This is a genomic window from Halostella salina, assembly GCF_003675855.1.
GTDB lineage: Archaea > Halobacteriota > Halobacteria > Halobacteriales > Natronoarchaeaceae > Halostella > Halostella salina.
On sequence record NZ_RCIH01000011.1, the window covers coordinates 35,226 to 61,997 of the forward strand.

Annotated in this window: 21 protein-coding genes and 1 pseudogene; 9 read left to right on the forward strand and 13 right to left on the reverse strand. The window is 69.7% G+C overall.

Annotation, left to right across the window (positions count from 1 at the left end; translation table 11 throughout):
* The first annotated feature begins 9 nt into the window (after positions 1-9).
* Positions 10-855 (forward strand): formate/nitrite transporter family protein, encoded by an 846-nt coding sequence (locus D8896_RS18030; protein ID WP_121823501.1) that lies wholly within the window; start codon positions 10-12, stop codon positions 853-855.
* A 15-nt stretch (positions 856-870) separates the two neighbouring features.
* Here the strand turns inward: D8896_RS18030 and D8896_RS18035 are convergent, their stop codons facing one another.
* From D8896_RS18035 to D8896_RS18050, 4 genes are all read right to left on the reverse strand, one after another.
* Positions 871-1,929, reverse strand: a complete 1,059-nt coding sequence (locus D8896_RS18035; RefSeq protein WP_121823502.1) for a presenilin family intramembrane aspartyl protease PSH — start codon at positions 1,927-1,929, stop codon at positions 871-873.
* Positions 1,930-2,025: 96 nt separating this feature from the next.
* Positions 2,026-2,253 carry an H/ACA ribonucleoprotein complex subunit GAR1 gene (locus tag D8896_RS18040; RefSeq protein WP_121823552.1) on the reverse strand — a complete coding sequence of 76 codons (228 nt, stop codon included), beginning with the start codon at positions 2,251-2,253 and terminating at the stop codon, positions 2,026-2,028.
* Positions 2,253-2,534: a signal recognition particle subunit SRP19 gene (srp19, locus tag D8896_RS18045; protein WP_121823503.1), complete on the reverse strand. Its 282-nt coding sequence runs from the start codon at positions 2,532-2,534 to the stop codon at positions 2,253-2,255. The genes D8896_RS18040 and srp19 overlap by 1 nt, the downstream gene beginning before the upstream one ends.
* Before the next feature lie 39 nt (positions 2,535-2,573).
* Positions 2,574-3,758 (reverse strand): PGF-CTERM-anchored ABC transporter substrate-binding protein, encoded by a 1,185-nt coding sequence (locus D8896_RS18050; RefSeq protein ID WP_121823504.1) that lies wholly within the window; start codon positions 3,756-3,758, stop codon positions 2,574-2,576.
* A gap of 61 nt (positions 3,759-3,819) precedes the next feature.
* Here D8896_RS18050 and btuC point away from each other — a divergent pair, with 61 nt between their 5' ends.
* Both btuC and D8896_RS18060 read left to right on the forward strand, forming a co-directional pair.
* Entirely contained in the window at positions 3,820-4,926 is a 1,107-nt protein-coding gene (btuC, locus tag D8896_RS18055; RefSeq protein WP_121823505.1) for a vitamin B12 ABC transporter permease BtuC, read from the forward strand.
* A gap of 92 nt (positions 4,927-5,018) precedes the next feature.
* Positions 5,019-6,164: pseudogene (locus tag D8896_RS18060) on the forward strand (ATP-binding cassette domain-containing protein); the annotation flags it as partial.
* Between the two features lie 10 nt (positions 6,165-6,174).
* On the opposite strand, the gene D8896_RS18065 reads toward D8896_RS18060, so the two are convergent.
* The 5 genes from D8896_RS18065 to D8896_RS18085 are packed head-to-tail and all read right to left on the reverse strand — an operon-like array spanning position 6,175 to position 12,084.
* Complete coding sequence (locus D8896_RS18065; protein ID WP_121823507.1) at positions 6,175-7,200, reverse strand: phosphate signaling complex PhoU family protein; 1,026 nt, start codon at positions 7,198-7,200, stop codon at positions 6,175-6,177.
* Between the two features lie 54 nt (positions 7,201-7,254).
* Positions 7,255-8,154 carry a phosphate ABC transporter ATP-binding protein PstB gene (pstB, locus tag D8896_RS18070; protein ID WP_121823508.1) on the reverse strand — a complete coding sequence of 300 codons (900 nt, stop codon included), beginning with the start codon at positions 8,152-8,154 and terminating at the stop codon, positions 7,255-7,257.
* Positions 8,151-9,782 (reverse strand): phosphate ABC transporter permease PstA, encoded by a 1,632-nt coding sequence (gene pstA, locus D8896_RS18075; RefSeq protein ID WP_121823509.1) that lies wholly within the window; start codon positions 9,780-9,782, stop codon positions 8,151-8,153. Before pstA ends, pstB begins: the two co-directional genes overlap by 4 nt.
* Positions 9,779-10,876, reverse strand: a complete 1,098-nt coding sequence (pstC, locus tag D8896_RS18080; RefSeq protein WP_121823510.1) for a phosphate ABC transporter permease subunit PstC — start codon at positions 10,874-10,876, stop codon at positions 9,779-9,781. Before pstC ends, pstA begins: the two co-directional genes overlap by 4 nt.
* 56 nt (positions 10,877-10,932) lie before the next feature.
* Positions 10,933-12,084, reverse strand: a complete 1,152-nt coding sequence (locus tag D8896_RS18085) for a PstS family phosphate ABC transporter substrate-binding protein (protein ID WP_121823511.1) — start codon at positions 12,082-12,084, stop codon at positions 10,933-10,935.
* Between the two features lie 330 nt (positions 12,085-12,414).
* Between D8896_RS18085 and D8896_RS18090 the strand changes: the two genes are divergently transcribed.
* Genes D8896_RS18090 through D8896_RS18110 form a run of 5 tightly spaced genes read left to right on the forward strand, consistent with a single transcriptional unit; the run spans position 12,415 to position 19,881 of the window.
* Positions 12,415-13,911, forward strand: a complete 1,497-nt coding sequence (locus D8896_RS18090) for an NADH-ubiquinone oxidoreductase-F iron-sulfur binding region domain-containing protein (protein ID WP_121823512.1) — start codon at positions 12,415-12,417, stop codon at positions 13,909-13,911.
* Positions 13,908-14,912: a 2Fe-2S iron-sulfur cluster-binding protein gene (locus D8896_RS18095; protein ID WP_205596885.1), complete on the forward strand. Its 1,005-nt coding sequence runs from the start codon at positions 13,908-13,910 to the stop codon at positions 14,910-14,912. Before D8896_RS18090 ends, D8896_RS18095 begins: the two co-directional genes overlap by 4 nt.
* 29 nt (positions 14,913-14,941) lie before the next feature.
* A complete protein-coding gene (gene fdhF / locus D8896_RS18100; RefSeq protein ID WP_205596886.1) occupies positions 14,942-17,179 on the forward strand; it encodes a formate dehydrogenase subunit alpha in 2,238 nt (745 codons plus the stop codon).
* Between the two features lie 2 nt (positions 17,180-17,181).
* A complete protein-coding gene (locus tag D8896_RS18105; RefSeq protein WP_121823514.1) occupies positions 17,182-17,916 on the forward strand; it encodes a DUF1641 domain-containing protein in 735 nt (244 codons plus the stop codon).
* A 12-nt stretch (positions 17,917-17,928) separates the two neighbouring features.
* Positions 17,929-19,881, forward strand: coding sequence for a molybdopterin oxidoreductase family protein (locus D8896_RS18110; RefSeq protein ID WP_121823515.1), 1,953 nt, complete (start codon positions 17,929-17,931; stop codon positions 19,879-19,881).
* 94 nt (positions 19,882-19,975) lie between these two features.
* On the opposite strand, the gene D8896_RS18115 is transcribed toward D8896_RS18110, so the two are convergent.
* On the reverse strand, positions 19,976-21,043 hold the full coding sequence (locus D8896_RS18115) for a tyrosine-type recombinase/integrase (protein ID WP_121823516.1): 1,068 nt from the start codon (positions 21,041-21,043) through the stop codon (positions 19,976-19,978).
* A complete protein-coding gene (locus D8896_RS18120) occupies positions 21,040-21,456 on the reverse strand; it encodes a DUF5805 domain-containing protein (RefSeq protein ID WP_121823553.1) in 417 nt (138 codons plus the stop codon). The genes D8896_RS18115 and D8896_RS18120 overlap by 4 nt, the downstream gene beginning before the upstream one ends.
* Before the next feature lie 1,044 nt (positions 21,457-22,500).
* Here D8896_RS18120 and D8896_RS18125 point away from each other — a divergent pair.
* The gene (locus tag D8896_RS18125) at positions 22,501-23,238 is read left to right on the forward strand and encodes a hypothetical protein (RefSeq protein ID WP_121823517.1); all 738 of its coding nucleotides are present in this window, start codon (positions 22,501-22,503) and stop codon (positions 23,236-23,238) included.
* Here the strand turns inward: D8896_RS18125 and D8896_RS18130 are convergent.
* Entirely contained in the window at positions 23,232-24,137 is a 906-nt protein-coding gene (locus D8896_RS18130) for a hypothetical protein (protein WP_121823518.1), read from the reverse strand. The genes D8896_RS18125 and D8896_RS18130 overlap by 7 nt on opposite strands.
* A 64-nt stretch (positions 24,138-24,201) precedes the next feature.
* On the reverse strand, positions 24,202-26,745 hold the full coding sequence (locus tag D8896_RS18135) for a midas domain-containing protein (protein ID WP_121823519.1): 2,544 nt from the start codon (positions 26,743-26,745) through the stop codon (positions 24,202-24,204).
* Positions 26,746-26,772: the final 27 nt, after the last annotated feature.

The following is a 26,772-nucleotide window of genomic DNA, read 5'->3' on the forward strand; positions in this document are numbered from 1 at the left end:
CAGCGCGCGATGAGTTCCGCCACCGACTCCGAGCCGTCGGGCGCGACCCTCTCCTACCGGCGCATTCTGGAACGCGAGATGGAGAACGCGCTCAAGGAGATCAATCGCCCGCCCGAGGGGGTGTTCCTCTCCGGGCTGACGGCGGGACTCAACCTGAGCTTCGGGGCGCTGTTCATGGCGATGGCCCTGACGTTCTCCGGCGGCTTCGGCTCGAAGCTCGTCCAGCAGGTCACCCTGGGCGGCGTCTCCTCCATCGCCTTCCTCTTCGTCGTCGTCGGGCAGACCGAACTGTTCACCGCCCACTCGACGATGGCCGTCCTCCCGGTTCTCGACGGCCGCGCGTCCCTCCGGGAACTGGGACGCGTGTGGGGCGTGACGTACGCCTCGAACCTCTTTGGCTGTGCGCTGTTCGCCGGGCTGATCGCGGCCGTCGGACCGCGGCTTGGCGTGGTCGACCCGGCGGCGTTCGGGACGCTCGCGTCCTCGCTCGTCCCGCTCCCGTGGTGGGTGATCCTGGCGAGCGGTGTGATCGCAGGCTGGCTGATGGGGCTGGTGACGTGGCTGTCGGCCGCGAGTCGCGACACGATCGGCCGCATCGTGTTCGTGATCGTCGGGACGGCCGTCATCGGGTTCGGGCCGTTCCACCACTGCATCCTCGGCACGACAGAACTGCTCACCGCCCTGGCGCTCGGGCAGGGAGTCACGGTCGGCGATTACGGGGTCTTCATCGTCTGGACGACGCTGGGGAACGTCGTCGGCGGCGGGGTGTTCGTCGGCCTCCTGAACTACGGCCACGTCGCGCTCGCGGGCGAGAAACAGGACGTGGAGTTCGAGGCGACGGACCGCGAGGGCTGAACTGCGGGCGACCGCTTACAGCCCGAGCGCCTGCACGAGCGTCAGCCCGCTCGCCATCGCGCCGAGGAGGTAGCCGCCGATCGCGCCGCCGTTGAGCAGCGGCAGGCCGGCGTGGGCGCGACCTTTCAGCACCATCGTCATCAGCGCGAGCAGGCCGATGGTCGTCCCGACCATCGCCGACAGCGCCGCGAGGTTGAGCGCGATCCCGGGCACCGCGATGGCCCCGGCGTCGACGAAGAAGGCGGCGCTGGCGACGATGATCGTCGGCATCACGGCGTCGCCGAGGCCGATGAACAGCGCGTCGCGCTCCATCGGTCCCTCGTCGGTGACGGCGGGTTCCTCGTCACCGTCGTCGGTCGTCGAGTCGTCGGCGGCCTCGCTGGGGTCGCCGTCAGCCGGTTCGCCGCCGTTCGGCGCGGCGTCGGCCGCGTCGTCACCCCCCTCGGCGCGCTCCTGCGCGTCGAGGAAGGAGTACGGCAGCGTCGTCGGGATCACGAACATGATGGGGACGTTCAGGTCCATCACGCCCTCCGCCAGCGTCAGCATGTGCTCGGTGCCGTAGACGCTGATCGCGTCGTAGACGGCCAGCGCCGACAGGAGCACGATGGCGGGGAGGATGCCGAAGCTGATCCCGAAGATGCCCGCCGCGCCAGCGCCCATGATGATCCCGGCCGTGTCGATGACGTACCACTCCGGGTGGACGAGCAGGCCGGCGACGATGGCCAGCGCGCCGGCCGCGGCGAGGACGTTGACGGCGACGCCGCCCGCCGGAACGGTGACCACCGGCGGCACGACGACGTTCAGCACGTACCACGACAGCAGGCCGCTGGTGAAGATTATCAGCCCGCGGATGAACCACCGGACGTCGAACTTGATCGCCCCCAGCATCACCACGGTCGCGACGAGGATCGCCCCGAGGTAGGCGAAGCTGTTGGTCGTGTCGCCGGGGTCCTCGGTCGCCTGGTAGCCGGCCGACTGGAACGGTTCGACCAGCGCGAGCGCGCCGACCTGTACGAGGAGGAAGATGCCGACGGTCGCGGCGACCGCGGCGTACGCGCGATGTCGCTGTTCCATGTGCGCGCCGGTTGGGACGCCCGCGGTATTGCAGTTGCGTTCCGGCCGCCCGCGGCGTCGCTCGCTCGGCGGCCGCCGACGCACCGCCGAACGGTGCTACCGCGCGTACAGCTTCTCGCCGAGCATGAGCGCCAGCCGCCGGTCGTCGTCCGGGGAGACGGCGACGTACGGCCGGGAGACCGGGCCGAACACGTCCACGACGCGGCCGACCCTGTCGAGGGACTCGTCGACCGCCTCGGTGCCGATATCGGGCGTCTCGTCGTCCGGGACCCGCAGGATAAGGAGGCCCTGTGCCGTCCGGACGACTTCGCCGAGGCGCTCCATCACTCCCGGAGGGCGGCGACGTACGCGGCGACCGCCTGAACGATGTCGTTTTTCGCGTCGTCGTCGGCGTTCTTGATGAGGATCCGGCCGCGTTCCTCGTACCCCTCGCGGGGGTACGCAACGTCGCGCTCGATCACGGCGTCGTAGCCGACCTGTCCGGCGGCCTCGGCTATCTCGTCGACCGTCGGCTCGGGGACGGCCACGTCCGCCGGGACCCGGCGGCCCTCGTTGCGGCTCAGGTCCGCGTCGAGATACGCGGGCCAGATGACGTTTTCGACCATACTCCCCGGTCGTTCCGCCCCGGTTAACAACCTTTCCAGTCAGCGACGGGCCAGCAGGGCGAGCGTCGCTACCAGTGCGGCGACGGCGGCCCCGATGCCCATGCCGGGCTGGCCGCCGCTGTCCGAGCTTTCGGTGGTGTCGTCGCCGTCGCCGCCGGAGTCGCTATCCGACTCGCCGTCCGACCCGCCGTCGGCGGCCGTCGTGCCGGACTCCATCCCGGCGTCGCCGCGGACGCTCGCGTTCGCCTCGGCGTACGCCTCGGGGTGGATCGACTGCGCGACCTGACTGATCGGGATCACGACGCGCGGTCCCGGCTGGTTGAGGTAGTTGGCGTTCACCTCGATGATCTGGTCTTCCTGCACCGCGGTCGTCTCGGACAGCGCCTCGGTCCCCTGGAGTCCGTACTGCTCCTGAACGAGTATCCACTCGGGGTCCTGCGCGACGATGATCTCGTTCGAGAGCTGGTCGTAGCCGGTGACGTTGGCCCCGACGGCGATGTTCTCGCCGCCGCCGAGTTCGATGATGCGGTTGATGAACGTCCCCTCGCCAGCGGTGAAGCCGCCGGTCATCTGGTAGTACACCGTGCCGCGCTCCTCGCCGCTGACGGCCGCCTGCACGACTTCGATGTCGGTCCGCATCTCGCTCACCGCCTCGGCCGCGCCCTCGCAGTTACCGGTGAGGCGACCGGTGGTGTTGGTCTTCTCGTAGATGTCCTCGATCGACTCCGCCATGCGGAACTCGTACACCGGCATCCCGACCTCGCGGAGCTGGCTGATCGTCGAGTCGCGCGTGCTGTTGGGCGCGAGGACGAGGTCCGCCTGCGTGGCGACGGTCGTCTCGATGCTGACGGAGACGCCGTCGTCCTGGCTGATGTCGGTCTTGCCCTCGCGGCCCTCGAGGTAGTCGGTGTACTGGCTGATCGGCAGGCCGGTCACCTGCCCCTGTGCGCCGATCTCCCACATCGTCTGGGCGGCGCTGGGCTGGAGCGTCACGACCGACTCGGGCCGTTCCTCCAGCGTGATCTCGTGTCCCTTCGCGTCGGTCAGCGTGACTGGGAACGAACAGTCCTCCTGTGCGGCCGCGGCACCGTCGACGCTCGCGGGCGCGTCGGTCCCCGTCGGCGCGGCAACCGCCGCGCCGGCGGCCGCCGGCGTGGCGAGGGCGACGACGCTTGCCGCGACGACTAGCAGTGCGACCATCGATCGAACTCCGTCTCGTGCCATCGTGCAACCCTTCCCGACGGAGTCAATAAATATTTACCTAACCCAACTCAGATTGTGCAGTATGCGAACCGGCGCTCGGACGGCCGTCTGGACCGCCGCCCTCACCGCGCTACTCGGGGTTGTCGTGGTGGTGAGCGCCGCTATCGGGCCGGTGCCGCTCGACCACGTCGTCGTGGCGAAGGCGGCGGCGAATGCGATAGCCGTGCCCGCCTCGCTCGGCGTGACAGTCTCGTGGGCCGCCCTCCCCGTCCTGCCGGTGTCGGTCCCGGTGCCGGGACTCGACGTGAGCTACGTCCACCCGTTCTCGTTCGCGGTGCCCGAGACGTCCCAGCGGATCGTCGGCCAGTTGCGGCTGCCGCGGATCGCCCTCGGCGCGGTCGTCGGCTTCGCGCTCGGCGCGGCCGGCACGGTGATGCAGGGCTTCTTCCGGAACCCGATGGCCGACCCGTCGATCATCGGCGTCTCCTCGGGCGCGGCCGTCGGCGCGGTCGCCGCCATCGCCGTGCCCGGCGTTCTCCCCGTCGGTCCCCGCACCGCGGCGTTCTCCGGCGCGCTGGCGACCGCCTTCCTCGTGTACGCCATCGCCACCGAGGGCGGGCGCACGCCGGTGGCGACGCTGCTGCTCGCCGGCGTCGCGGTCCAGACGTTCCTCGGCGCGGTCATCTCCTACCTGCTCGTCATGAGCGGCGAACAGCTCCGCGAGGCGGTGTACTGGCTGATGGGCAACCTGCGCGCGTCGACGTGGGGCGAGGTCGAGTTCGCCCTGCCCGTCGCCCTGCTCGGCTTCCTCGTCCTGCTCGCCTTCGCGCGGGACCTCAACGTCCTCCTGCTCGGGGAGACCGACGCCACCCACCTCGGCGTCGAGGTCGAGCGCACGAAGCGCCTGCTGCTCGCGCTGGCGAGCGTCGTCACCGCCGCGTCGGTCGCCGTCGCCGGCGTCGTCGGCTTCGTCGGGCTCATCGTCCCCCACATGATGCGGCTGGTCGTCGGCCCGGACCACCGCATCCTGCTCCCGACGAGCGCGCTCGCCGGGGCGTCCTTCCTCGTCGCCACCGACACCCTCGCCCGCTCCGGCCCGGCCGAGGTGCCGGTCGGCATCGTCACCGCGGCGCTGGGCGCGCCCTTCTTCCTCTTCCTGCTCCGCCGCCGGGAGGTGACCGCGTTGTGATCGAGGTCGATGGGGTCGCCGTCTCGCTCGGCGGGGCGGAGGTCCTCTCCGGCGTCGACGCGACCGTCGACCGCGGCTCCTTCGTCGGGCTCGTCGGGCCGAACGGCGCGGGCAAGACCACGCTCCTCCGGACGATGAGCGGCGCGCTCGCCCCCGACGCGGGCGAGGTCCGGATCGGCGGCGACGCTGTCGGCGACCTCCCGTCGAAGGCCGCCAGCCGCCGGGTCGCGGTCGTTCCGCAGGAAACCCACCTCGCCTTCGACTTCGACGTGGAGACCGTCGTGGGGATGGGCCGCCATCCCCACCGATCGCGGTTCGGCGGCCCCTCGGAACGCGACCGCGAGGCCGTCGCCGACGCGATGGAGCGGGCCGGCGTCGCCCGCTTCGCGGACCGGTCGGTCGGCGCGGTCAGCGGCGGCGAGCGCCAGCGCGTCCTGCTGGCCCGCGCGCTCGCTCAGGACGCGCCGGCGCTCCTGCTCGACGAACCGACCGCCAGCCTCGACGTGAACCACCAGGTGGAGACCCTGGAACTGGTCGCGGACCTGGTCGCGGACGGGAAGACCGCCGTCGCCGCCATCCACGACCTCGACCTCGCGGCGCGCTACTGCGACGAACTCGTCATGCTGTCGGACGGCGGCGTCCTCGCGGCCGGCCCGCCGGCCGAGGTCGTCTCCGAGGCGAACCTCGCCGACGCGTTCGACGCGAACGCCGTCGTCTCGCGGGACGGCGCGACGGGGAGCCTCTCCGTTACTGCGCTCCCTGACCGCCCCAGCACCGACGCGACGGTCCACGTCGTCGGCGGCGGCGAGGCCGGCGCGCGCGCCGTGGACGCGCTCGGTGCGGCGGGGTTCGACCGGACCGTCGGGCCGCTCCCCGAGGGCGACGCCGCCGCCGAGACCGCCCGGTCGCAGGGCGTCGACGTGGTGACGACGCCGCCACACGCCCCCGTCGACGACGGAACGGTCGAGACGGTCCGCGACCGCGTCGCGGCGGCGGACGTGACGGTGCTCGCGGACCTGGTGGTGACGTCCGGGAACCGTGCGGTCCTCGACGCCGTCGCCGACGCCGACCGCCTCGTGGTCGTGGAGACCCGGCCGTTCGAGGAACGGAATCGCGCGGCCGGCAGCGCGCGCGACCGCTATGAGCGCCTGCGGCGACGCGCGACGGTCGTCGCCGACGACGTGGCCGCCGCTGCCCGGGAGCTACGCGGGACGGTGCCCGCCGAACTGGCGGACTAAAAGGGGTCGGTCAGTCGCTCCGGGCAGCCGCGCGGACGGCCCGCTCCGCGAGCGCGCTCCCGGCCGCCGCCGTCCGCAGGAGCGTCTCGGAGACGAGTGCGACCGCGGCCGGGTTGTCGCTCCTGTCGGCGTCGGCCAGCGGGTCGACGGCTCCCTCGAACCGGTCGTGTTCGGCGAGCACCTCGTACGCCCGCTGCCGGTCCGCCGACGGGTCCTCGTCGACTGCGATGCCGACGGCGTCCTCGACGAGCCGTTCGGCCGTCCGCGCCCGGTCGTCGAGCGTCGCCGCGGTGTCGTCGTCGATCGGGTCGTCCAGATCGAACGCGACCCTGGCGATCCGCTCGGCGTTGTCCGCCACGCGCCGCAGGTGGTTCGCGGCGGCGTAGTGGTCGAACGCGACCGGCCGGGGGCCCTCGCTGGCGTCCGGGCGGTCGAACCCGTCCAGCGCGCGCTCGAACTGCCGGGCGACGAGCAGGAACTGCCGGTCCACGCCGGGGCCGTCCAGGACGGCGGTGGCGAGGTCGGCGTCCGCGTCGGTCACCGCCCGGACCGCGTCCCGGTGCATCGACAGGGCGACGTGCTGGAGGTTCAGCACGGTCTGGGAGAGCGACACCTTCGACGGGTTGAGGACGTTCCGGAACCCGACCTCGTCGGTCGATCTGTCGTCGACCTCCAGCCCGGTCAGGTCCGTGCCGGCGTCCGTCAGCGCCCGGCACTGGTCGGCGTCGAGTTCGTCGGTCTCGTCCGCGACGACCCGGAAGCGGTCCTCGCCCGCGGCGTACAGTTGCCGGACCGTCCGGGTCAGGTTCGTCGGGGACAGGTCGTCCCCGGGGACGACGCGCTCGCCGCCGTCCTCCTCCCGCGGCCCGACGCGGACGACGAGCGACCCGTCGTCGCTCGGGTAGAGGTTCACCTCCCGCCCCGTCTCCAGCCCGTGAGCCGTCGCCCACTCCTTCGGGAGCGACACGGTGAACGTCGAACTGCCGGCGAGCTGGACCTTTCGCGTGACCGGCGACTCGTCGGTGGAACTGGTCACGGCGCGACCACCCCGTGCCGGCGAGGTGCCGGCGCGCTGTGTGGCGTCATCGGCTCACCCGAACTTGCCGGTGATGTAGTCCTCGACGCGCTGGCTCCGCGGGTCCTCGAATATCTGGTCGGTGTCGCCGTACTCGACCAGCTGGCCGCCGGTGAGGAACACGGCGGTCTGGTCGGAGATGCGCGACGCCTGCTGCATGTTGTGGGTGACGACGACGACGGTGTACTCCTCGGCCAGGTCCTCGATGAGGTCCTCGATCTTCGCGGTCGCGATGGGGTCAAGCGCCGACGCCGGCTCGTCCATCAGGATGACCTCGGGGTCGGTCGCGAGACAGCGGGCGATGCAGAGCCGCTGCTGCTGCCCGCCGGAGAGGCCGACTGCGTTGTCGTCGAGCCGGTCCTTGACCTCGTCCCACAGCGCGGCGCGGCGGAGTGAGTCCTCGACGATCTGCTCTTCCAGTTCCCTGTCGTCCTCGCCCAGCAGGCGCGCGACGAGACCGCGGTCGATCTCGCCGTGCTTGCGCGGGCCGTAGGAGACGTTGTCGCGGATCGACTTCGGGAACGGGTTCGGCGCCTGAAACACCATGCCGACGCGCTTGCGCAGCTCGACGAGGTTGATGCCCGACTGGTAGATCTCCTCGCCGTCGAGCTCGACCGAGCCGTCGACGCTCGCCGTCTTGATCCGGTCGTTCATCCGGTTGAGACACCGCAGGAACGTCGACTTCCCGCAGCCGGACGGCCCGATGAGCGCGGTGACGCTCTCCTCGGGGATGTCCATCGAAACGCTCTGGAGCGCGTGATCGTCGCCGTAATACACGTCGAGGTCGGAGACCGAGAGCTGTGGCTCGCCCTCGAACTCGTACTCGCGCCACTCCTCGCGGACCGCCTCCTCGGTCTCGCCGGTCGTCGTGCTGTCCTCCTGCGTCCGCTTCGTGGGTGATACGTTCTGACTCATTGCTGTAGTTGCCTCCGGAAGTAGATCCGCGTGCCGATGCCGACCGCGTAGAACGACAGGACGACGAGCAGCAGGACGAAGGCCGTCGCCCAGCCGAACGCCTGCGCGTTCTCGCCGGTCACGCCCGCCGTGATGGCGGCGTAGAGCTGGTAGGGGAGGTTCGGCGCAGCCTGAAGCAGTTCGGGATTGGTGACGAACGGCGGCGACGCCGAGAACTGGAACGACCCGAGCACGTCCGGGGCCGGGTCGCGCAGGCCGCCGGCCATCACCAGCAGGATCGGTGCCGTCTCGCCGGCGATCCGGCCGACGCCGAGGATGACGCCGGTCATCACGCCCGGCATCGCCGCGGGCAGGACGACGCTCTTTATCGTCTCCCACTGGCTGACGCCGAGCGCGGCGCTGGCGTCGCGGTACTCGTCGGGGACCGCCAGGATCGCCTCTCGACTGGTGATGAGCACCAGCGGGATGAGCATGAACCCGAGCGTGATCATCCCCGCCAGCAGCGAGAACTGGTTGCCGAGTCGCGGGACGAGGAAGGCGTAGCCGAACAGGCCGAACACGACGCTCGGCGTCGACCACAGCCCGTTGGTCGCCACCTCGACGACCTGGACGAACCGGCCCTGCTCGGCGTACTCCGTGAGGAAGACGGCCGCGGCGACGGCCAGCGGTACGCCGAGGACCACCGCGCCCGCGACCACGTAGAACGTCCCCATCACGGCCGGGAACACGCCGTTTATCACGTCCGGTCGGAACGAGTAGCCGTTCTCGACGAACGGCCAGTCCACGTCGATGAAGGGGATGAACACCTCGTCGGCGAAGGGGTACAGGTCGCTCAGGATCGGGATCGTCGCCGGGCCGATGCCCACCTCGAACCCGCGGGTCGCGGGCTCGAACCCCTGCCGGACGATGAAGGCGATGAGGATGCCGAGGATCGCGAGCATCAGCGCGGCACAGAGCCCGATGAGCACGAACGCCCCGGTCTGCCGGCCGCGGCTCCCGAACCCGTCGTACGCCCGGGCCGACGCCCAGGCACCGACGAGGCCGGTTATCCCGACCAGTCCCGGCGCGACGAGGTAGCCGGGGAACGTCACGTCGAACCCGACCGGCGACCACGTCCAGGCCGCGTCTATCGTCCCGCTGGCGATGACCCAGGCGACGCCGACGCCGAGGATGCCGACCGGTATCGCCGTCCCGAGGTCCTCGGGCGCGACGACGACCGCGCCCCCGACCACGAGGGCGGCGAACAGCGCTGCGCCGCCCCACTGCCACGTCGCGCCGAACCCGAGCGTCTGCGAGACGACCAGTCCGGCGGCGACGAAGGCGATCAGGCCGAAGCCGACGCCGGTCAGCGTCCCGGCGCGCTCGTCGGGTGTCGTCTCGAACGCGCCGGTCCAGGAGCCGACGCCGACCGCGACGACGCCCAGCCCGACCGCCGCCGACAGCACGGCGAGCCAGTCGAAGAAGGCGACTCCGGCGAACGACTGCGCTTCGGTCGTCTCGCGCAGCCAGGTGGTCGCGGTGAGCGCCACGCAGACGACGCCGAGACCGGCGACCACCCCCGAAATCCGTTCCAGCGTGGTGGTCCCGGAGGAGGCAAGCGGCGTCGCGTGTGCCTGCCGGTCGCTCATCGTTCACCCCGGAGCTTCCGCTCCATGCGCTCCTCGATCCGCTGGGAGGCGATGCTGATGACGAGCACGGTGATGAACAGCACCACCCCGGCAGCGAACAGCGCCTGCAGGTGCGTGCCGTCGGCGTTGCCGTACTGGCTGGCGATGAGGCTCGTCAGCGTCTCCGTGTTGCCAAAGACGTTGTACAGCGGTTCGGGCAGTTCCTGATTGTGGCCGATGATCACCGTCGCGGCCATCGTCTCGCCGATGGCCCGGCCGACCCCGAGCAGCACCGCGGCCGACACGCCGGAGAAGCCGGCGGGGATGGTGATGCTTTTCATCGTCTGCCAGTCGGTGACGCCCATCGCCAGCGACCCGTCCTTCATCGGGTCGGGGACGGTCGACAGCGCGTCCTCGGCGACGGAGACGACCGTCGGCAGCGCCATCAGCCCGATCATCAGCCCGACCAGGAACAGGCTCCCGAACGACGGCAGCCCGAGGTTCTGCATCATGTAGCTGTTCAGCGTCACGAAGCCGAGGTAGCCGTAGACGATGGAGGGGATACCCGCCAGGATCTCGATCGCGGGCTTGACGACCTCCCGGACGGCGTCCGGCGCGATCTCACTGATGAACAGCGCGCCGGCGATGCCGAGCGGGGCGGCCACGCACATCGCGATCAGCGTCGTGGTCAGCGTTCCCCAGATCATCGGCGTCAGCGAGTAGACGTGTGCGCTCGTGTCCCAGTACGACTCGACGGGCGGGATCAGCGTCACGCCGAACAGCGTCAGCGGGTCGTCGAAGGCGACGATCCGGATCCCCATCGCCCGGAAGACCGGGAACGCCTCGGCGAAGAGGTAGAACGTGATAAGCGAGAGTATCAGTACCGTCGAGACGGTCGCCAGAAGCGTCAGGCCCCGCGCCGTTGCAGCCTGATGTTCGTACCACCCATACGCGGTCACGGCCAGAAACCCGATCGCCGGCACGGCCGTTAGCTCGGCACCCGTGACGAAGCCGACGAAGGTCGCGACGAGGCACCCTACTCCCGCCGCGAGCGTCAGCCCGGCCCCGGCGTTCACGCCCTCGTTCGTGTCGGATACTAATGTCGTATTTGACATCTGTCAGTGGTTCAGTCCGTTCGAAAAACGGTGCGTCGGCGGGCGATTCGCCCGGGTCAGTTCGACGGGTCAGGGAGCTTGTCGATCTGCTCCTGCCGGAACTCCTCCTCCAGTGGGAGGTAGTCCGCCGTCTCGACGAACATCGCCTGCCCGTACTTGCTGAGGAGCATGTTGATGAACGCGGCCTCCTTGTCGGAGGTTCCATCCCACGTGTAGCAGTGCAGCGCGCGCGAGAGCGGGTAGTCGAGCGTTCCGAGGTTCTCGCCGTAGGTGTACGTCGTGCCCTCGATCGTCAGGGAGACCGGCGGCACCGCGCCGTCGGGCTGGAGGAAGGCGAGCGCGATGTACGCGATCGCGTTGTTGGAGTTTGCGACCAGCGTCTGGACCTGCTGGTTCTGCCCGCGGCGGACGTCGGTGCCCGACATGCTCGCGTCGGGGTCACCGAGGACGTTCGCGCGGAACGAGGTGTCCGTTCCGGAGCCCTCGGCGCGGCCGACCGCCTGGATCTCGCGGTTCGGACCGCCCAGTTCGGACCAGTTGGTGATCCGACCCTGGTAGATGTCCTGCACTTCCGTCAGCGTCAGTTCGGTGACGCCGGCGTCGTAGATCTCGCGGGAGACGACGATCGGCTGGGCGTCGACGCCGACGACGTGGTCCGTGAACGGCTCCAGTTCGGACTCGCTGCGGTCCGGGAACTCGGCTGAGACGGGCGCGGACGCGTCGCCGATGTCGACCTGGCCGTTCTCCAGCTTGTTCAGGCCGACGCCGGTGTGGTTGAGGCCGACGCTGACGAAGAACGGCGGCGTCCCTTCCTCGCCGCTGGGCTCGAAGCCATACAGGCCCGCCCAGTAGTCGGCCATGTTCTTGTCGGTCTGGATCTCCTCCCATCCGGGGACCGTGTTCTCCTCGGTACTGCCCCAGTACTCGCCGTCGTCAGCCGGGGCGTTCCCGTTCCATAGCGAGCCGCCGCGGCTCGTGATCGGGTACACCGTCGAGGAGCCGTCGGCCGTCAGCGGCTGGACGTTCGATGACCCGCCGCCACCGCTGTTCCCGTTCCCGCCACCGCCGCCACCGTCGCCGTCGGTGCTGTTCCCGTCGTCGCTGCTGCTCGTACAGCCGGCGAGTCCGACCGCCGCCGCCGAACCGGACGCCAGCAGGAGTTTCCGCCGTGATACCGAGTCGACCGGACGCGCTGAGTCGGGCGTCATCAACTGGGACGGGGTTGCAGTAGATAAAGTAGTCTTATATGAGGTGTACGACCCGCTACCCGCCGGTATAGAGCGATCGTACGCGGTACGTACGATATATACCGATACGTATTCCTCATGATAATTCGCGGCCCGCCATCCGTTCGCGCGCGACACGGACCGGAGCCCGGCAGAACCCTGCGTTCGGTTCGTCGAACCGGAGGTCGGGTTGAAATTACAGCCGACCCACGCGTTCTAACCGGAATCGGTTACGGCTCGACGCCACGGGTCTGCCGCGACCACCGGAATTTATTATGTGGAATGGGTTGTCCAACACGGACACGGTAGTAGATGACACACACCATAACGGGAGAGACCCCGGTCGTTCGGATCGCCGACAGCGGTCCGACGGAGGCGCTACGTGAGACCGTACCGAACACGGACACAACGGTCGCGGCGGTCGGGTCGACCGGCGTCCCGGCGGTCGAGCCGCTCGTGCTGGCGACACGGGACGGAGCGACGGCCGTCCACACGAACTGCACGCCCGAGCGTGTCGAGGCGGTCGTCACCCGACTCACCGACGACTCGGCCGACGTCGCCGACGACGCCGACGCGGTCGTCGAACACGACGCCGACCGGGCGACGCTCCCGTCGCTCGGCCTGCCGGGGCTGGACGGTGACCAGCGGCGGACGCTCGGCGCGTGCGGGTGGCGACGGCCGACGCACCCCGCGGACCACGAGGCCGCCGGCGGGTTCGCCGAGACCGACCCGGAAGCCGCTCGCGACGCCGCCTCGGACCTCCACGGCAGGGGCTGGGGGGACTGGTGTCAGGACACGCCGGTCGCGGCGGCGTGGGAGACCGCCCGCGAGGCGGACGGCGACCCGAGCGTGGTCGTCAACGGCCACGGCAACCCGGTCGACGCGCTCCTGCTCGCCAGCGCGCCGTTCGAGGTGCTCGACGGCGCGCGGGCAACGGCCGACGCCGTCGGGAGCGATCAGGTCGTCGTATACGCATCGAGCGCGGACGAGCGCGCGGTCGAGACCGTCCGCGAGGCCGCCGCGAACTACCCGGAGCCGTCGCCCGCGGTCGACGTGGTCGCCGGGCCGCCGGAGTACCGGGCGGCCGAGCCGACGATGGCGCTCGAAGCGATCGAGGGGAACCACCGGCTCGAAGCCCGGCTCCGGCCCCCCGGACCCGACGAGACGGGGCTGCACGGCCGGCCGACGCTGGTCCACACGCCGCGGACGCTGGCCCACCTCGCGGTCGCGCTCCGCGAGGGCGGCTCCGCGGGCACGCGTGCGGTCACGGTACGCGGCGACGTGGCCGCGCCCGCGACGGTCGAACTGCCCGAGACTGCGACGCTCGGCGACGCGGCCGACGCCGTCGACGTCGACGGCGAGGTCAAGGCCGCCTGCGTCGGCGGGCGGTTCGGCGGGATCACGCGATCGCTCGACGCGGCGCTCTCGCCCGACGCCCTCGCCGAGGCGGGCCTCGGCACGGAGGGGGTCGTCGAACTGCTCGCCGAGGACCGCTGCCTCGTCGAGTTCGTCGGGAAGCGCGCGCAGTTCGCGGCCGACGAGAACTGCGGGCGCTGTGTCCCCTGCCGCGAGGGGACGGCCCAGCTGGCGAACAAGCTCCGGGCCGTGTACGACCGGAGCTACGACCCGGAGGGGATCGCGGAGCTGGTCGGCGTGATGGAGTCGTCGAGTATCTGTACGTTCGGCGTCGACGCCGGCCGGCCGGCTCGCACCGCGATGCAGGCGTTCGAATCGGAGTTCGAGGCACACGCCCGCGGGCAGTGCCCGGCGGGGAGCTGTCTCGACGCGGCGGAGGAGGTGACACCATGAGTTCGGAACACACTGACGGGGCGGACGTACCGCCGCTGACGGAGGGGATCGCACCGGGGACAGCGGACGACCCGGAGATCGGGGGCGACGAAGCGGCCGTCGTGACGGTCGACGGGATCGAGGTGTCGCTCGACGCGGGCGACACGCTGATCGACGCCGTCGAGGCCGTCGAGACTGACGACTACGTGCCCGCGCTGTGTAACTACGACCGGCAGGAGATCGGCCCGCGGAGCGAGTGCCGGACCTGCATGGTCGAGACCGACGAGCACGGCGTCGTCCCGGCCTGTAGCTTCCCGGCAGAGGACGGGATGACGATCAGCACCGACGCCAGCGCCGCGGCGGAGGCGCGCGACGTGAACCTGGACCTGGTCCTCTCGGACCACAACCTGCGGTGTACGACCTGCGGGAAGAACGGCCGCTGCGAACTGCAGGACGCCGCCATCGAGCAGGAGGTCGAGGAGCCGCGGTACGGCGTGCTGGACGACCGCGACGAGTACGAACCGATCGACGACTCCTCGTCGTTCATTCAGATCGACCGCAACAAGTGCATCCTCTGTAACCGCTGCGTCGAGGCGTGCAACGACGTGCAGGTCGAGGGCGTCCTCCGGATGGAGGGGTCCGGTCAGGACACTCGCATCGGTTTCCAGAACGACGCCGAGACGATGGAGGACTCCACCTGCGTCTCCTGTGGCCACTGCGTCACGGTCTGTCCGACCGGCTCGCTGGTCGAGAAGGGGATCGAGGACGCGACGACCATCCCGCTGCCGGGGTTCACCCAGAAGAACAGCGTCGGCAAGACCTACGAGAACTCCGGGGAGACGAAAGGTCCGATGACCGCAAAGAAACGTCCCGAAAACCGGGATACGACCGAGGACGCACAGCCTGACGGGGGCGAACCGGTCGCGGCGACCGACGGCGAAACTCCGGGCGGCCGAACGGCCTCGGACGACGAGACCAACCCCGGTGGCGTCTGGAGCGACGACGGGGGTGAGTGGCCGTGAGCGACGACCTGGACGGCGTCGCCGGCTACATGGCGGGGGCGAAGGAGCAGGCCCTTGAGAACGTCGAGAACGTCGCCGAGGGCGTCGCCGCCGAGACGTTGCCGGAGGGCAAACTGTTCGAGATCGCCCAGTCCATCGGCGACAAGCGCCTGGAGGAGCTGAACGTCGCGGACACGACGTGTGGCTACTGCGCGGTCGGCTGTCGCTTCGACCTGTACTCCGACGGCGAGGAGATACTCGCCGCGCGGCCGACCGACGAGGAGGACGCGCCGGTCAACGGCATCTCGACGTGCGTGAAGGGGAAGTTCGGCTACGACTTCGTCAACTCCGACGACCGGCTCACGTCGCCGCTCGTCCGCGACGAGGCGGGCGAGTTCCGCGAGGCGACGTGGGACGAGGCGCTTTCGCGCGTCGTCGAGGGCCTCGGCGGGATCAAGGAGGAACACGGGGGCGACGCGCTGTCCGTGATCGCCTCCTCGAAGGCGACAAACGAGGAGAACTACCTGATGGGCAAGTTCGCCCGGCAGGTGCTCGGCACCAACAGCGTCGACAACTGCAACCGGCTCTGTCACTCCTCGACGGTCGCCGGGCTGGCCCAGACGTACGGCTACGGCGCGGCGTCGATCAGCACGGAGGACCTCGAACTCGCCGACTGCATCCTCCTGACGGGGTCGAACACCACGGAGGCCCACCCGGTGCTGGCGACCCGGATCAAGCAGAACGTCCGGGACGGCGCGGACCTGCTCGTCTTCGACCCGCGGGAGGTCCAGATCGCCGAGTACGCCACCCAGTACAGCCAGGTCAACCCCGGCTACGACGCCGTCTGGATCAACGCCGTCACCCGGCACATCGTCAACAACGACCTCCACGACGAGGCGTTCGTCGAGGAACGCACGACCGGCTTCGAGGACGTGAAGGAGTCGGTCCAGGAGTTCACGCCCGAGCGCGTCAAGGAGGTCACCGGCATCCCGCACGAGGAGATCGTCTCGGCCGCCGAGACGATCGCCGAGGCCGACCGCTGCGTGTTCGGGTGGACGCTCGGCCTCACCGAGCACTCCCACGGCACCGAGAACGTGCTGGCGATGGCGAACCTCGCGGCGGTCACCGGCAACCTCGGCAAGCCCGGGACCGGCGTCTCGCCGTTCCGCGGGCAGAACAACGTCCAGGGCGGCGGCGGCGACATGGGGCCGCTCCCGGACAACTTCCCCGGCTATCAGGACATCGCCGACGACGAGATCCGCGCGAAGTTCGAGGACGCGTGGGACTGCGACATCTCGTCGGAGTACGGCTACTACACGACCCAGATGTTCCTCGCCGCGGACGACGACGACCTCCGGGGGATGTACATCATCGGCGAGAACGCCGCGCTGTCCGAACCCGGCGTCAACCACGCCGAGGCGGTGCTGGAGGACCTTGACTTCCTCGTCGTGCAGGACCTCTTCGTCAACGAGACCGCACAGTACGCCGACGTGGTGCTCCCGGCCTGCTCGTTCGTCGAGAAGACCGGGACGTTCACCAACACCGACCGCACCGTCCAGAAGGTCAACCAGGTGATGGAGCCGAAGGGCGACTCGCGCCCGGACTGGAAGATCCTGCAGGACCTCGCGAACCGGATGGGTCGGGGCTGGGACTACGACTCCACCGCCGAGATCATGGACGAGGTGAACTCGCTGACGCCGCTGTACGGCGGCGTCTCCCACGAGCGCGTGGAGGAAGAGGGCGGCCTCCAGTGGCCCTGCTGGGACATGGACCATCCCGGCACCGAGCGGCTGTACACGGAGGAGTTCAACACCGACGACGGGAAGGCTCACCTGCAGGGCGTCGGCTACAGCGAACCGGCCGAGACGCCCGACGAGGAGTACCCCTTCACCCTGACGACCGGGCGGGTGCTGTACCAGTACCACACGGGAACGATGACCCACCGCGAGGAGGGGATCATGCAGTACACGCCGAGCGACTTCGTGGAGATCCACCCGGACACCGCCGTCAACCACGGGATCGAGAGCGGCGACATGGTGCGGATCGCCTCGCGCCGCGGCGAGATCACCGTCCCGGCGCAGGTCACCGACCGCGTCGGCCCGGACAACGTGTTCGTCCCGATCCACTTCGCGGAGAGCGCGGTGAACCGCCTGACCGACGAGGAGCATCTCGACCCGGCCGCGGCGACGCCCGAATTCAAGGTGTCGGCCGTCCGGATCGCGCCCGCCGAGGGCGAGTCCGAGCCGGTCGGTGCGACCGACGCCGGAGCGGGAACGGGGGACGACTGACCATGGCGAACCCGAGCAACTCCTATCCGGAGACCGCGACGAAGGGCGGCCGGGAGGACAAGGGAAGCGCCGAGGGCGAGGCCGCGCTCCGCGCGGCGCTGGCCGAACACGGTGAGGAACTCGCAGGCGTCGTCGAGACGACGGACGAGCTGGACGACCTCCTCACGACTGCGATACTGGTGATCGCGAGCGCCGACGACGAGGAGGTCCAGCACATCACCGACTCGACCGCCAACCTGGTCCGGGCCGCGGACGGCCTGTCGACCGACGAAGCGGCCGACCTGGCCGAGGACCTCGGCGAGGACGCCGACGACCTGTCGCTGACGCTCGACACGGTGCTGGAACTCCAGCGGGCGGGCCACCTCGACGACCTCGTCCGGCTTGCGACTGCGTTTTCGGAGTCGCTGTCGCCCGAGGAGGTCGAGGAGCTGGCGACCACGCTTGAGGAGAACGGCAACGACCTCGTCGGCGCACTCGACGTGGTACTGAAGCTGCAGCGCGAGGACCAGCTCGACGACCTCGTGAACCTGGCACAGGCGTTCTCGGCGCTGGACGTCGACGACGACACCGTCACGGGGCTGAACAACGTCCTCGCCGCCGTCGGGGAGGCCGAGCGCGAGTCCGAGCCGGTCGGGATCTTCGGCTTCCTCAAGCAGCTCCGGACGAAGGACGCCCGGGCCGGCCTCGGCTACCTCGTCTCGCTCCTGAAAGCACAGGGCCGGCGGGAGCGTGAGTAGCGTGGCACCGCCGTGACTGACCCCACGCCGTCGCCCGGAACGGTCTGCCCGCGCTGTGCCGTCGGCTGTCACCTCGAACGTGCGGACGACGGCAGTCGGGCGAAGGGACGAACCGGCCCGGCGAACCCCGAGGGCCGCCTCTGTCCGGACGGTATCGCCGCCTTCGAACCCCGAGACGACCGGCTCACGCGCCCCCGAATCCGTCGGGACGGCGAGGCCGTCGCCGTCGACTGGGACACAGCTATCGACCGCGTCGTCGCGGAGTTCAAGGCCATCGTCGACGAGCACGGCCCCGACGCGCTGGCGTTTCTCGGCGCGCCCCACTGTACGAACGAGGAGAACTACCTCCTCGGCAAGCTGGCACGCACGCTCGGCACGAACAACGTCGACAACCGCGCCCGGCTCTGCCACGACTCGACCGCACGCACGCTGTCCGACCGCCTCGGCTATCCGGCGACCACGAACGGGCTGGACGACCTGGGAGACGCGGACGTCATCGTCGTCGCGGGCGCGAACCCGGCCGAGCGCCAGCCGGTGGCGTTCAACTCCTTCGTCCGGCCGGCGGTCGCCGACGGGACGACGCTCGTCCACGTCGACCCGGTCGGCAACCGGACGACGCGGCTCGCCGACCACCACCTCGCCCCGAAACCCGGCACCGACGCGACGGTGTTCGACCTGCTGTGTGCGGCCGTCGTCGACGCCGGCGGCGTCGACCGGGCGTTCGTCGCCGAACGCACTCGGAACGACACGGCGTTCACGGCGGCGCTACAGTCGTTCGACCGCGACGCGGCGCTGGCCGCCACCGGAGTCGACGCCGACACGCTCGACCGCGTCGCGGCCGAGGTTGCGTCGGCCGACCGGGTGGCCGCGATGGTCGGCACCGGCGTCGAGGGCGGCGACGGCGACGCGCCGGCGTCGCTGCTCAACCTGCTGACGGCGACGGGTAACCTCGGCCGCCGCGGGACCGGGGTCCACGTGCTCCGCGGGCTGGTCAACGAGCAGGGCGCAACCGACGCCGGGTGCGTCCCGGACCGGCTCCCCGGACACCAGCCGGTTACCGACCCCGACGCCCGCGGCCGGGTCGCTGAGTCGTGGGGCGTCGAACCGCCTGCGGACCCCGGGCTGACGGCGACGGAACTGCTCGGCGCGTTCGGCGACGGCGTCCGCGGCGCGCTCGTCGTCGGGGAGAACCCGGCCGTCTCGAAGCGCGAGGCCGACTGGGTGCGCGGGCGGCTGGACGCACTGGACCTCCTCGTCGTTCTCGACATCGCCCCCACCGAGACCACGGCACACGCCGACGTCGTCCTCCCGGCGGCGGCGGGCGTCGAGAAGGAGGGGACCGTCACCAACCTCGACAGACACGTGCAGCGGCTCCGCCCGACGGCCGCGCCGCCGGGAGCGGCACGGCCCGACGTGGCGGTCCTCCGAGAGCTCGGGGGCCGGCTGGTCGGCGACGGCCAGTTCGACCACGGGACGGTCGGCGAGGTGTTCGACGAACTGACTCGCGTCGCGCCGACACACGCCGGCGTCATCTACGACGATATCGGCGAGTCCCCGCGACGCTGGCCGGTCGACCGCGACGGCGTGCTGTACCGCGACCGGTTCGACACCGGCGACGGCCTCACTGGCTTTGCCCCGCCGGGCCGGATCCCGGAGACGGACCGGGAACCCGGACTCACCCTCGTAACGGGCGGCCGAGCGAGCGATATCGAGGCACCGCGGCCTGACGAGGAGCGAACGCTGCGGATCCATCCCGACGACGCCGGCGACCGGGGAATCGAACCGGGAGCCAGAGCCGTCGTCTCGGACGGCGACACGATCATCGAGGCGACGGCCACCGTCGACGACGGGGTTCGCGAGGGCACGGTGTACGTCCACGCGGCCGACGCCGACCCGTTCCTCCGGTGTGGCACGTCGACGGTCACTGTCGAACCCGCCACGTCTGCGACGGAATCAGCCGAGTAACCGCCGCTTACTGCCAATACGCGATGCAGGGGCGGCGGCTCCGTGGAACTGCACCCTCTCAATTCAATATAGCGAGATAAGATTCATGAGTCGGTCAGGCGTCGTCCGCCAGCAACTGGTACACGTTCGATTCGTACGTCTCGCGGACTCTATCGCCCCAGTTGTGGGTGTACGTGTCGATCACGTCCTGGGCCACGTCGCCGCGCAGGTACTTGACCACCCCACGGTCGCCGGTCCGGTCCCGGAGATGCGTCGTGAAGAAGTGCCGGAAGTAATGCGGCGTGACGTTTACCGCCGCGCCGCCACCCGTCCGGTACCAGCCGCGGTCCCGGGCGTGAGTTTCGACGGCGTGGTGGACCATGTCCGGCGTCAGTCGCTGACCCCAGTCGCCGCTGGTGCTGGTGAACAGCGGGTTCGCCTGCGACGGCGTATCGGGACGGATCGCCAGCCAGCGACCGAGCACCCGACGCAGTTCGTCGTCGACCGGGACCACCGTCGCCCGCTTGCGCTTGTTCGAGGCGGTGCGTTCCTCACCGTTGACGACCGCCCCGCGGGCCGGTTCGGCGGCGACGTAGATCGAATCCGGACGTTCTGCGATCTGCGGTCGGACAGCGGCCGCTTCGTCGTCGAGCGGCACGGAGGAGAGATGCAGATCCCGCCGGTCGAAGTTGCAGAGTTCGCCGACGCGCATCCCGGTTTTCAGCAGCGTCACGACGACCGCACGCTCCAGCGGATGCGTGATGTCCGCGACGAACCGACGCATGTCGGGGAGCGGCACGTCCCGCCGTGCGGGGTCGGTGTCTATCGTCTCGTCCATCTCCTCGACGACCAGGGTCATCGGGTTGGCGTCGAACGCCCCGACCTGGGTCATGTAGGCGTAGAACCGATGGAGGTAGGAGGCGTACGTCGCCACGGTGCTCTCGGCGACGTCGCCGCGGATCTCGTGGACCCAGGCCATGCAGTCCCGGTGTGTCGCCCCGGCCAGCGTCGTCTCGGTGCCGGCAGGGTTGCGGTCGGCGTCGGCGAGGAACCGCTCGAACCGCCGCAGCACGCGCTCGTAGGCGTCCCGCGTCCGGTCGCTTTTCCCGTGGTAGGCGACGTCCTGGAGGAAGTACGCCACCGGATCGTCGACCTCCTCGGGTGTGGGGCCAGCCGTGCTCATCCGTCCACCTTCGTGTACCCGCCGTGGCGACCGCTGTACCGGACCTCGTCCGCCGACTGGAGATCTTGCAGTGCATCTTCCAGCCGACTCTCGATGTCGCCGGTGAGCGCCTCAACAAGCTCGTCCCAGTCGCGATATGCCCCCGAATCGAGCACCGAGAGGATCCGGTCTTCGAGGGCGCTACCCCTGGGGTTCGACCCCGGAGAACCGGGTTCCTCGGAGGCGGGCTCGTCGCCGTTCGACGGCGTGTCGTCGGGGTCGAAGCCGCGGCGGCCGGCCTGAACCATCGTCCGGACGAACTCGCTCTGGCTCATGTCGAGGTCGTCCGCGTGGTCGGTCCACTGCTCTTTCTGGTGTCGCGGGACGTAGGTCTTCACCACGGTTCGCTCCGTCTCGTCTCCCTCGGCAGCCATGTTCGGCCCCTCGCAGGGCCGGTACTTCAACTTGTCCCACATAACCGAATAAATAACCTTATTGGGGATATTGGTACTGTCTTTCGGCGCGCTAAACTACTATATCCTTGAAAGTGGTACTAAAATAGCCACTACTAGTACTACCCACACGGCTAAAATATTAGGAATTCTGCCACCGGAGGAACGACACGTTTCGGAGTGGCCCGCGCACGATTCGATCGTGGACGCCTGTTCCACACCAGTCCGATCACGATCTGAGCGTGCGAACTCGTTCAACGGGTGACCGCTTCAGTTGATAGCTCTCTATCTACCCCTGTGCCAGCCATGAAGCTATCCGAACTGGCTGGGTTACTCGACTGAGACTCGTCGTCCAAGGCGTCAGTGCGGTTTCACCGCGTTGCGGCCGTCTCTGTCCCCGGACTGTATGAACAAGAGCCGACGGCGACGAACGCCGTCACAGCGGCTTCAACAGCGAACGAACCACGGCTGTCCGGTAGCGGGTCGCGGGCCAACTCTACTGTGGTCAGGTTGGTACACTAACTGGCGGTGACGGAGTTGGTCCGATATCGTTGGGAGTTGAATCGGGCATCCCCGGATGGGCTACTGTTCCGGTAATCCGATTGCGGTTCTCAGCAGGCGACAGATGGGACAGATAGCTGCGTGGCTTCGTCCGATCCCACACCTGTAAACCACATTTCGCGATACTCAACACCGGCCCCGATGGCCGAGGGGAGGATCAGTAGTGGTTCTTCGCGGCGGGAATTCAAAAAGTATCGGTTCCACGAACAGCCTAAGCCCGGCTTAGCGGCATTCGTACCGTTCAGCCGCCATGACACGCGTTTTCACGGTTCATCCCATCAGCCGGGAACGCGTCGAGTGCCGGTTCAGCCCGGCCTGTCGACCGGCAAGCCGTGGATAACAAAGCGGCCGGCGTGGGAGCGAGCCGATATGCGTCGACCGAGAACCGCGGCACTGTTGCCACGCATCGCCGTACTGAGCGTCATCGTCCTGATCGCCGTAAGCGGACTAGGGGCTGCCCCCGGAATGGGAGACGCAGGAGGCCTTGACTCCCAGCAGGCAGCAGGAGCGCAGGCCGAGACCGAGACGGATGCCGAAAACGGATCGGGAACCGCGGTCGAGCGGCTGACCCCCACGAGCGGGAACGTGACGGTTGCGCCCGGCAGCGAGATGCTGTTCGAGGCGGCCGCGACGGACTACGGCGGCGACTACGTGCTCGCCGAGTGGACCGTCGACGGCGAACTCGCCGCGTCCGTGGCCGGCTTCGGAAGCGAATACGGTCGGGAGGGAGAAGTGTTCCTCCAGCAGTCGTTCGAGGAGACCGGACCACACACCGTGACCGCCACCGTCGTCGACGCGAACGGGGACCGCGTCGGCACGGTTGAGTGGGCGGTTACGGTAGCGCCGAACGGGAACACAGCACCCGAAATCACGGGGTCGCCCGCCGCCGGAAACGATAGTTTACGTAGTTCCGAGGGAAGCGGCGGGGCGCTCTCGGCGACCGGGACGGCGAACCTCTCGGTCGACGTGGCCGACCCTGACGGCGACCTGCACCGGGTGGTCTGGTTGCTCGGCGTGGCCGACGCCCGGCTCGGCACGAGTTCGGTGAACGGATCGACGGATACGGCACGGGTATCCGTCGACGACGTCTGTGACTCCTGTCCCGTCTTCGTCTGGGTCGTCGACGAGTCCGGCGCTGTGACCGAGCGCACGGTCGGCGGGCCCCCGGCCGATGATGGCACCAACGAGACTGCGACTCACTGAACGGCGAGCGCCGTCTCGAACTCGCCGGGGGCGAACAGGTCGGTGACGACGCCCGACCGGTCGGTCGTCTCGACGGCGTTCTCCATGAGCACCGTCTCGCTGGGAAACAGCTGCTCGCCGAGTTCCAGCCCGTGCGAGCGGGCGGTCGAGCCGGTCATCGTGAGGTAGACGCCGAGTCCCACGTCGGCGATCGTCGCCTCCTCCTCGTCGCCCTCGTCCGGGTAGCAAAAGTCCACGCCGGTCATCGCCTCGGTCCCGAGCACCGCCCGGACGAGCCGTTCGTAGCGCGGCGAGATACAGAGCGGCCCCTCGTAGTCGGCGATGAACTCCCTGGTGAGCTTCTCGCCGGGGCCGCGGCGGCGAACGTCCGGGGTTCCCATCAGCGTGTGGTAGACGGTGTCACCGAGCCCGTTGACGACGCGAACGTCGGTGTCCCGCGGGTCGATCCGGGCGTTCACGTCGGCGATGGATTCGAGGGGGTCCTCGCGGAGCTGGACGACCTCTTCGAGCACCAGGTCGGCGCTGTCGAAGCCGAGCGCGAACTCGTGGGTCCGGACCGCGCGGAACGGCTCCTCGCGGCCGACCAGTTGCACGGGGACGCCGTCGGCCTCGACGGTGACGCTGTCGAAGACGATCCGGCGAGGCATGCCGGCGCGGTCGTCGCGAAGGAGCGTGTAGTCGGGCATCGAGGGGTCCGAGACCCCGCTGTACGCCGCGAGGCGCTCGTAGGCGTCGCGCTCGTCGTGCTGATTTCCCTTCGTGACCGCCTTCTCGTAGCGGAGCGTCGAGACGATGTCGTCGGCGAGGTCGGCGTCCCCGGTTCGATCGGCGAGTCGGTCGAGAACGGCCTCCAGCGGACGTCCCTTCCGCGGGACGGCGACGCGTATCGTCTCGGTCATTGTACTGTGTCAGGCCGCGGGACGGTAAACGAGTTGCGTTTCGGGAAAAGAGCGGCTCGCGAGGTCAGCCCGAGAACATCTCGCCGAGCTGGTCGCGCCACGCCTGGATCTCCTCGACGGTCTCGCGGAGGTCGGCGAGTTCCTCGTCGAGTTCCGAGACATCCGCCGAGACGCCCTCCACCTCGTCCTCGACCGCGGAGAGGTCGTCGTCGACGTCGGCGACCGTGTCGTCCAGGGCGTCGAGTTCGGCCTCGACGACCTGCACGTTGTCCACCACGCCGTCGACTGCGGTTTCGAGGGCCTCGACCTGCATCTCCGTTTCCTCGACGCGGTCGGCGACGTCGTCCACGTCGGACTGCAGGTCCGAGCGAGCCTCGTCGATCTCCTCGCGCACGTCCGCGACCTCGGATTCGAGGTCGTCACGAGTCTCGTCGATCTCCGATTCGACCTCCTCGCGGGCGTCCGCAACCTCGCTCCGGAGGTCCTCACGCGCAGCCTCGATCTCCGACTGGAGGTCGTCGCGTGCGTCGTCGATCGCCGCCTCCACGTCCGACCGGACCTCGCCGACCCTGTCGTCGACTGCGTCGACCCGGTCGTTCGTTTCGGCGAGCGACCCGCCCAGTTCGTCGAGTTCCGCGGCGTTGTCGTCCGCCGTCGCGGCGAGGTCGTCGAGTTCGGTGCGCATCTCCTCGACCTGCTCCTGGAACCCGTCGATGATCTCCTCGCCGGTCCCCTCCTCGTCGAGGAACTCCTCCAGGGCGTCGGTGTACGCCGCGAGGTCGTCGACCTGCGACCGGAGGTGGTCGATCCGCGCGGCGTCGGCGCTGGAAAGCTCCGCGTCGAGTTCCTCGCGGAGCACGGCCTTGTCGTCCTCTGAGACCCGGCCTTCGCGGAGTTCGGTCGCCAGCGCGGCCGCGACGCCGCCCTCGGCCGCCGCGGCGGTCGCGTCCGCCGTTGCGTCGTCGGTCGGCTCCGCGTCGGCGTCGGCCGTCACTGCAACGTTGTCGGCCGTTTCCTCGTCCGCATCCTCGTCGGCGTCCTCGACGGACGCATCCGCCTCCGCTACCGGTTCCTCGGGTGCGGAATCGTCCGCCACGGCTTCGTCCGCGTCGGACACGTCGGCCGCTGGCTCGTCCGCGTCCGCTTCCGTCGCCGGTTCGGTCTCGGGTTCGTCGGCCTCGGCCGGCTCCTCGACTGCGGGCTCCGTGTCCGTCCCGTCGTCCGCCGGCACGTCGGCCTCGGACTCCGGTTCGTCCGTCTCGGCCGTTTCGGACTCTGGCTCGTCCGTCTCGGCTGCCGCAGCGGTCGCATCTGCCTCGGCTGCCGGCTCGACGGGTTCGGCGTCGACCGCCGATTCGGCCGGTTCGTCGTCGGTCGCTTCGGCGGGTTCGGCCGCGACCGGCTCCGCCTCGGTCGCCGGTTCGGACTCGTCGGCGGCCGGTTCGTCGGCTTCGTCTTCGTCCACGTCGTCGTCGGCTTCGGCGGCGAACGCGTCGTCGGCGTCCGCATCTGTCGTCTCGGCTGCGTCCGCCTCGGCCGCGTCGGCGGCAACCGTCTCGGCCGTGTCGGCTTCCGCAGCGTCGGTCGCGTCGTCCGTCTCCGCCTCGGCTGCGTCGGCTGCAACCGGCTCGTCCGAATCGGCCGTCTCGGCCTCGACTTCGTCGGACTCGTCCTCGACGGCCGGGGTCTCGGGCTCGTCGGCGGCCGTCGTGGCGTCTGACTCGGTTGCGTCGTCGTCCGAGTCGCCGATGTCGACCTCCTCGGCGGCCGCTTCGAGGTCGAGGTCGATGCTCTCCTCGGCGTCGTCGTCCGCCGCCTCGGGCTCGTCCTCGGCCCCGACGGTCACCGCGTCGTCCTCGTCCTCGCTTTCGTCCCCGAGCGCCAGGTCGATCTCGGGGCTATCGTCGGCCACGTCGGGGTCGGACTCCTCGTCCGGGATCTCCTCGTCGCCGAAGCCGAGGTCGATCTCCGGTTCGTCGTCGCCGTCGTCCGCCTCGGTGGCGTCGGCTTCGTCGCCCGTGTCGGGGTCCGGATCGGTGTCGACGTCGCCCAGGTCGAGGTCGAGTCCGCCTGAGTCGTCGCCGTCGTCCGCGTCGGCCTCGTCGTCCGCAGCCTCGGCGTCCGTATCGTCGAGGCCGGGAACGCTGTCGTCCTCGCCGGCGATCATGTTCTTGACCGCCTGGTCGCTCTCCTCGTCGGTTATCTCGTCGATGTCCGCCGTCCCGTCGGCCGCGCCGTCCGCCGAGCGCACGTCGGCGATCGTCGGTTCGGTGAGGAACGGTTCGACCTCGTCGGCGCTGTCCACGCGGATGCCGTAGACCGTGACGATCTCCTCGCCGGGCTCCAGCGTTCGCTCGAACTCGACGCGGTGGTCCTCGTAGGCCGTCCAGTTCTCGTCCTCGAAGTTCGGGTGAAAGCCCACGCCGTCCATGGGGAACTCCTCGGGGATGTCCTCCGAGAGACGAACTGTGACCGGGGTGTCACGGTCGGATGCGACGGCAAACCGGATCGCGGGAACCGGGAACTCGTCCGCCTCGAACGCCTTGCGGACGGTCACGCCGTCGGCGGCGACCGCTATCTCTTCGTCCGTGTCGACCTGGCTACTCATAGGGTTCCGTACCGGTAGCACGACCTT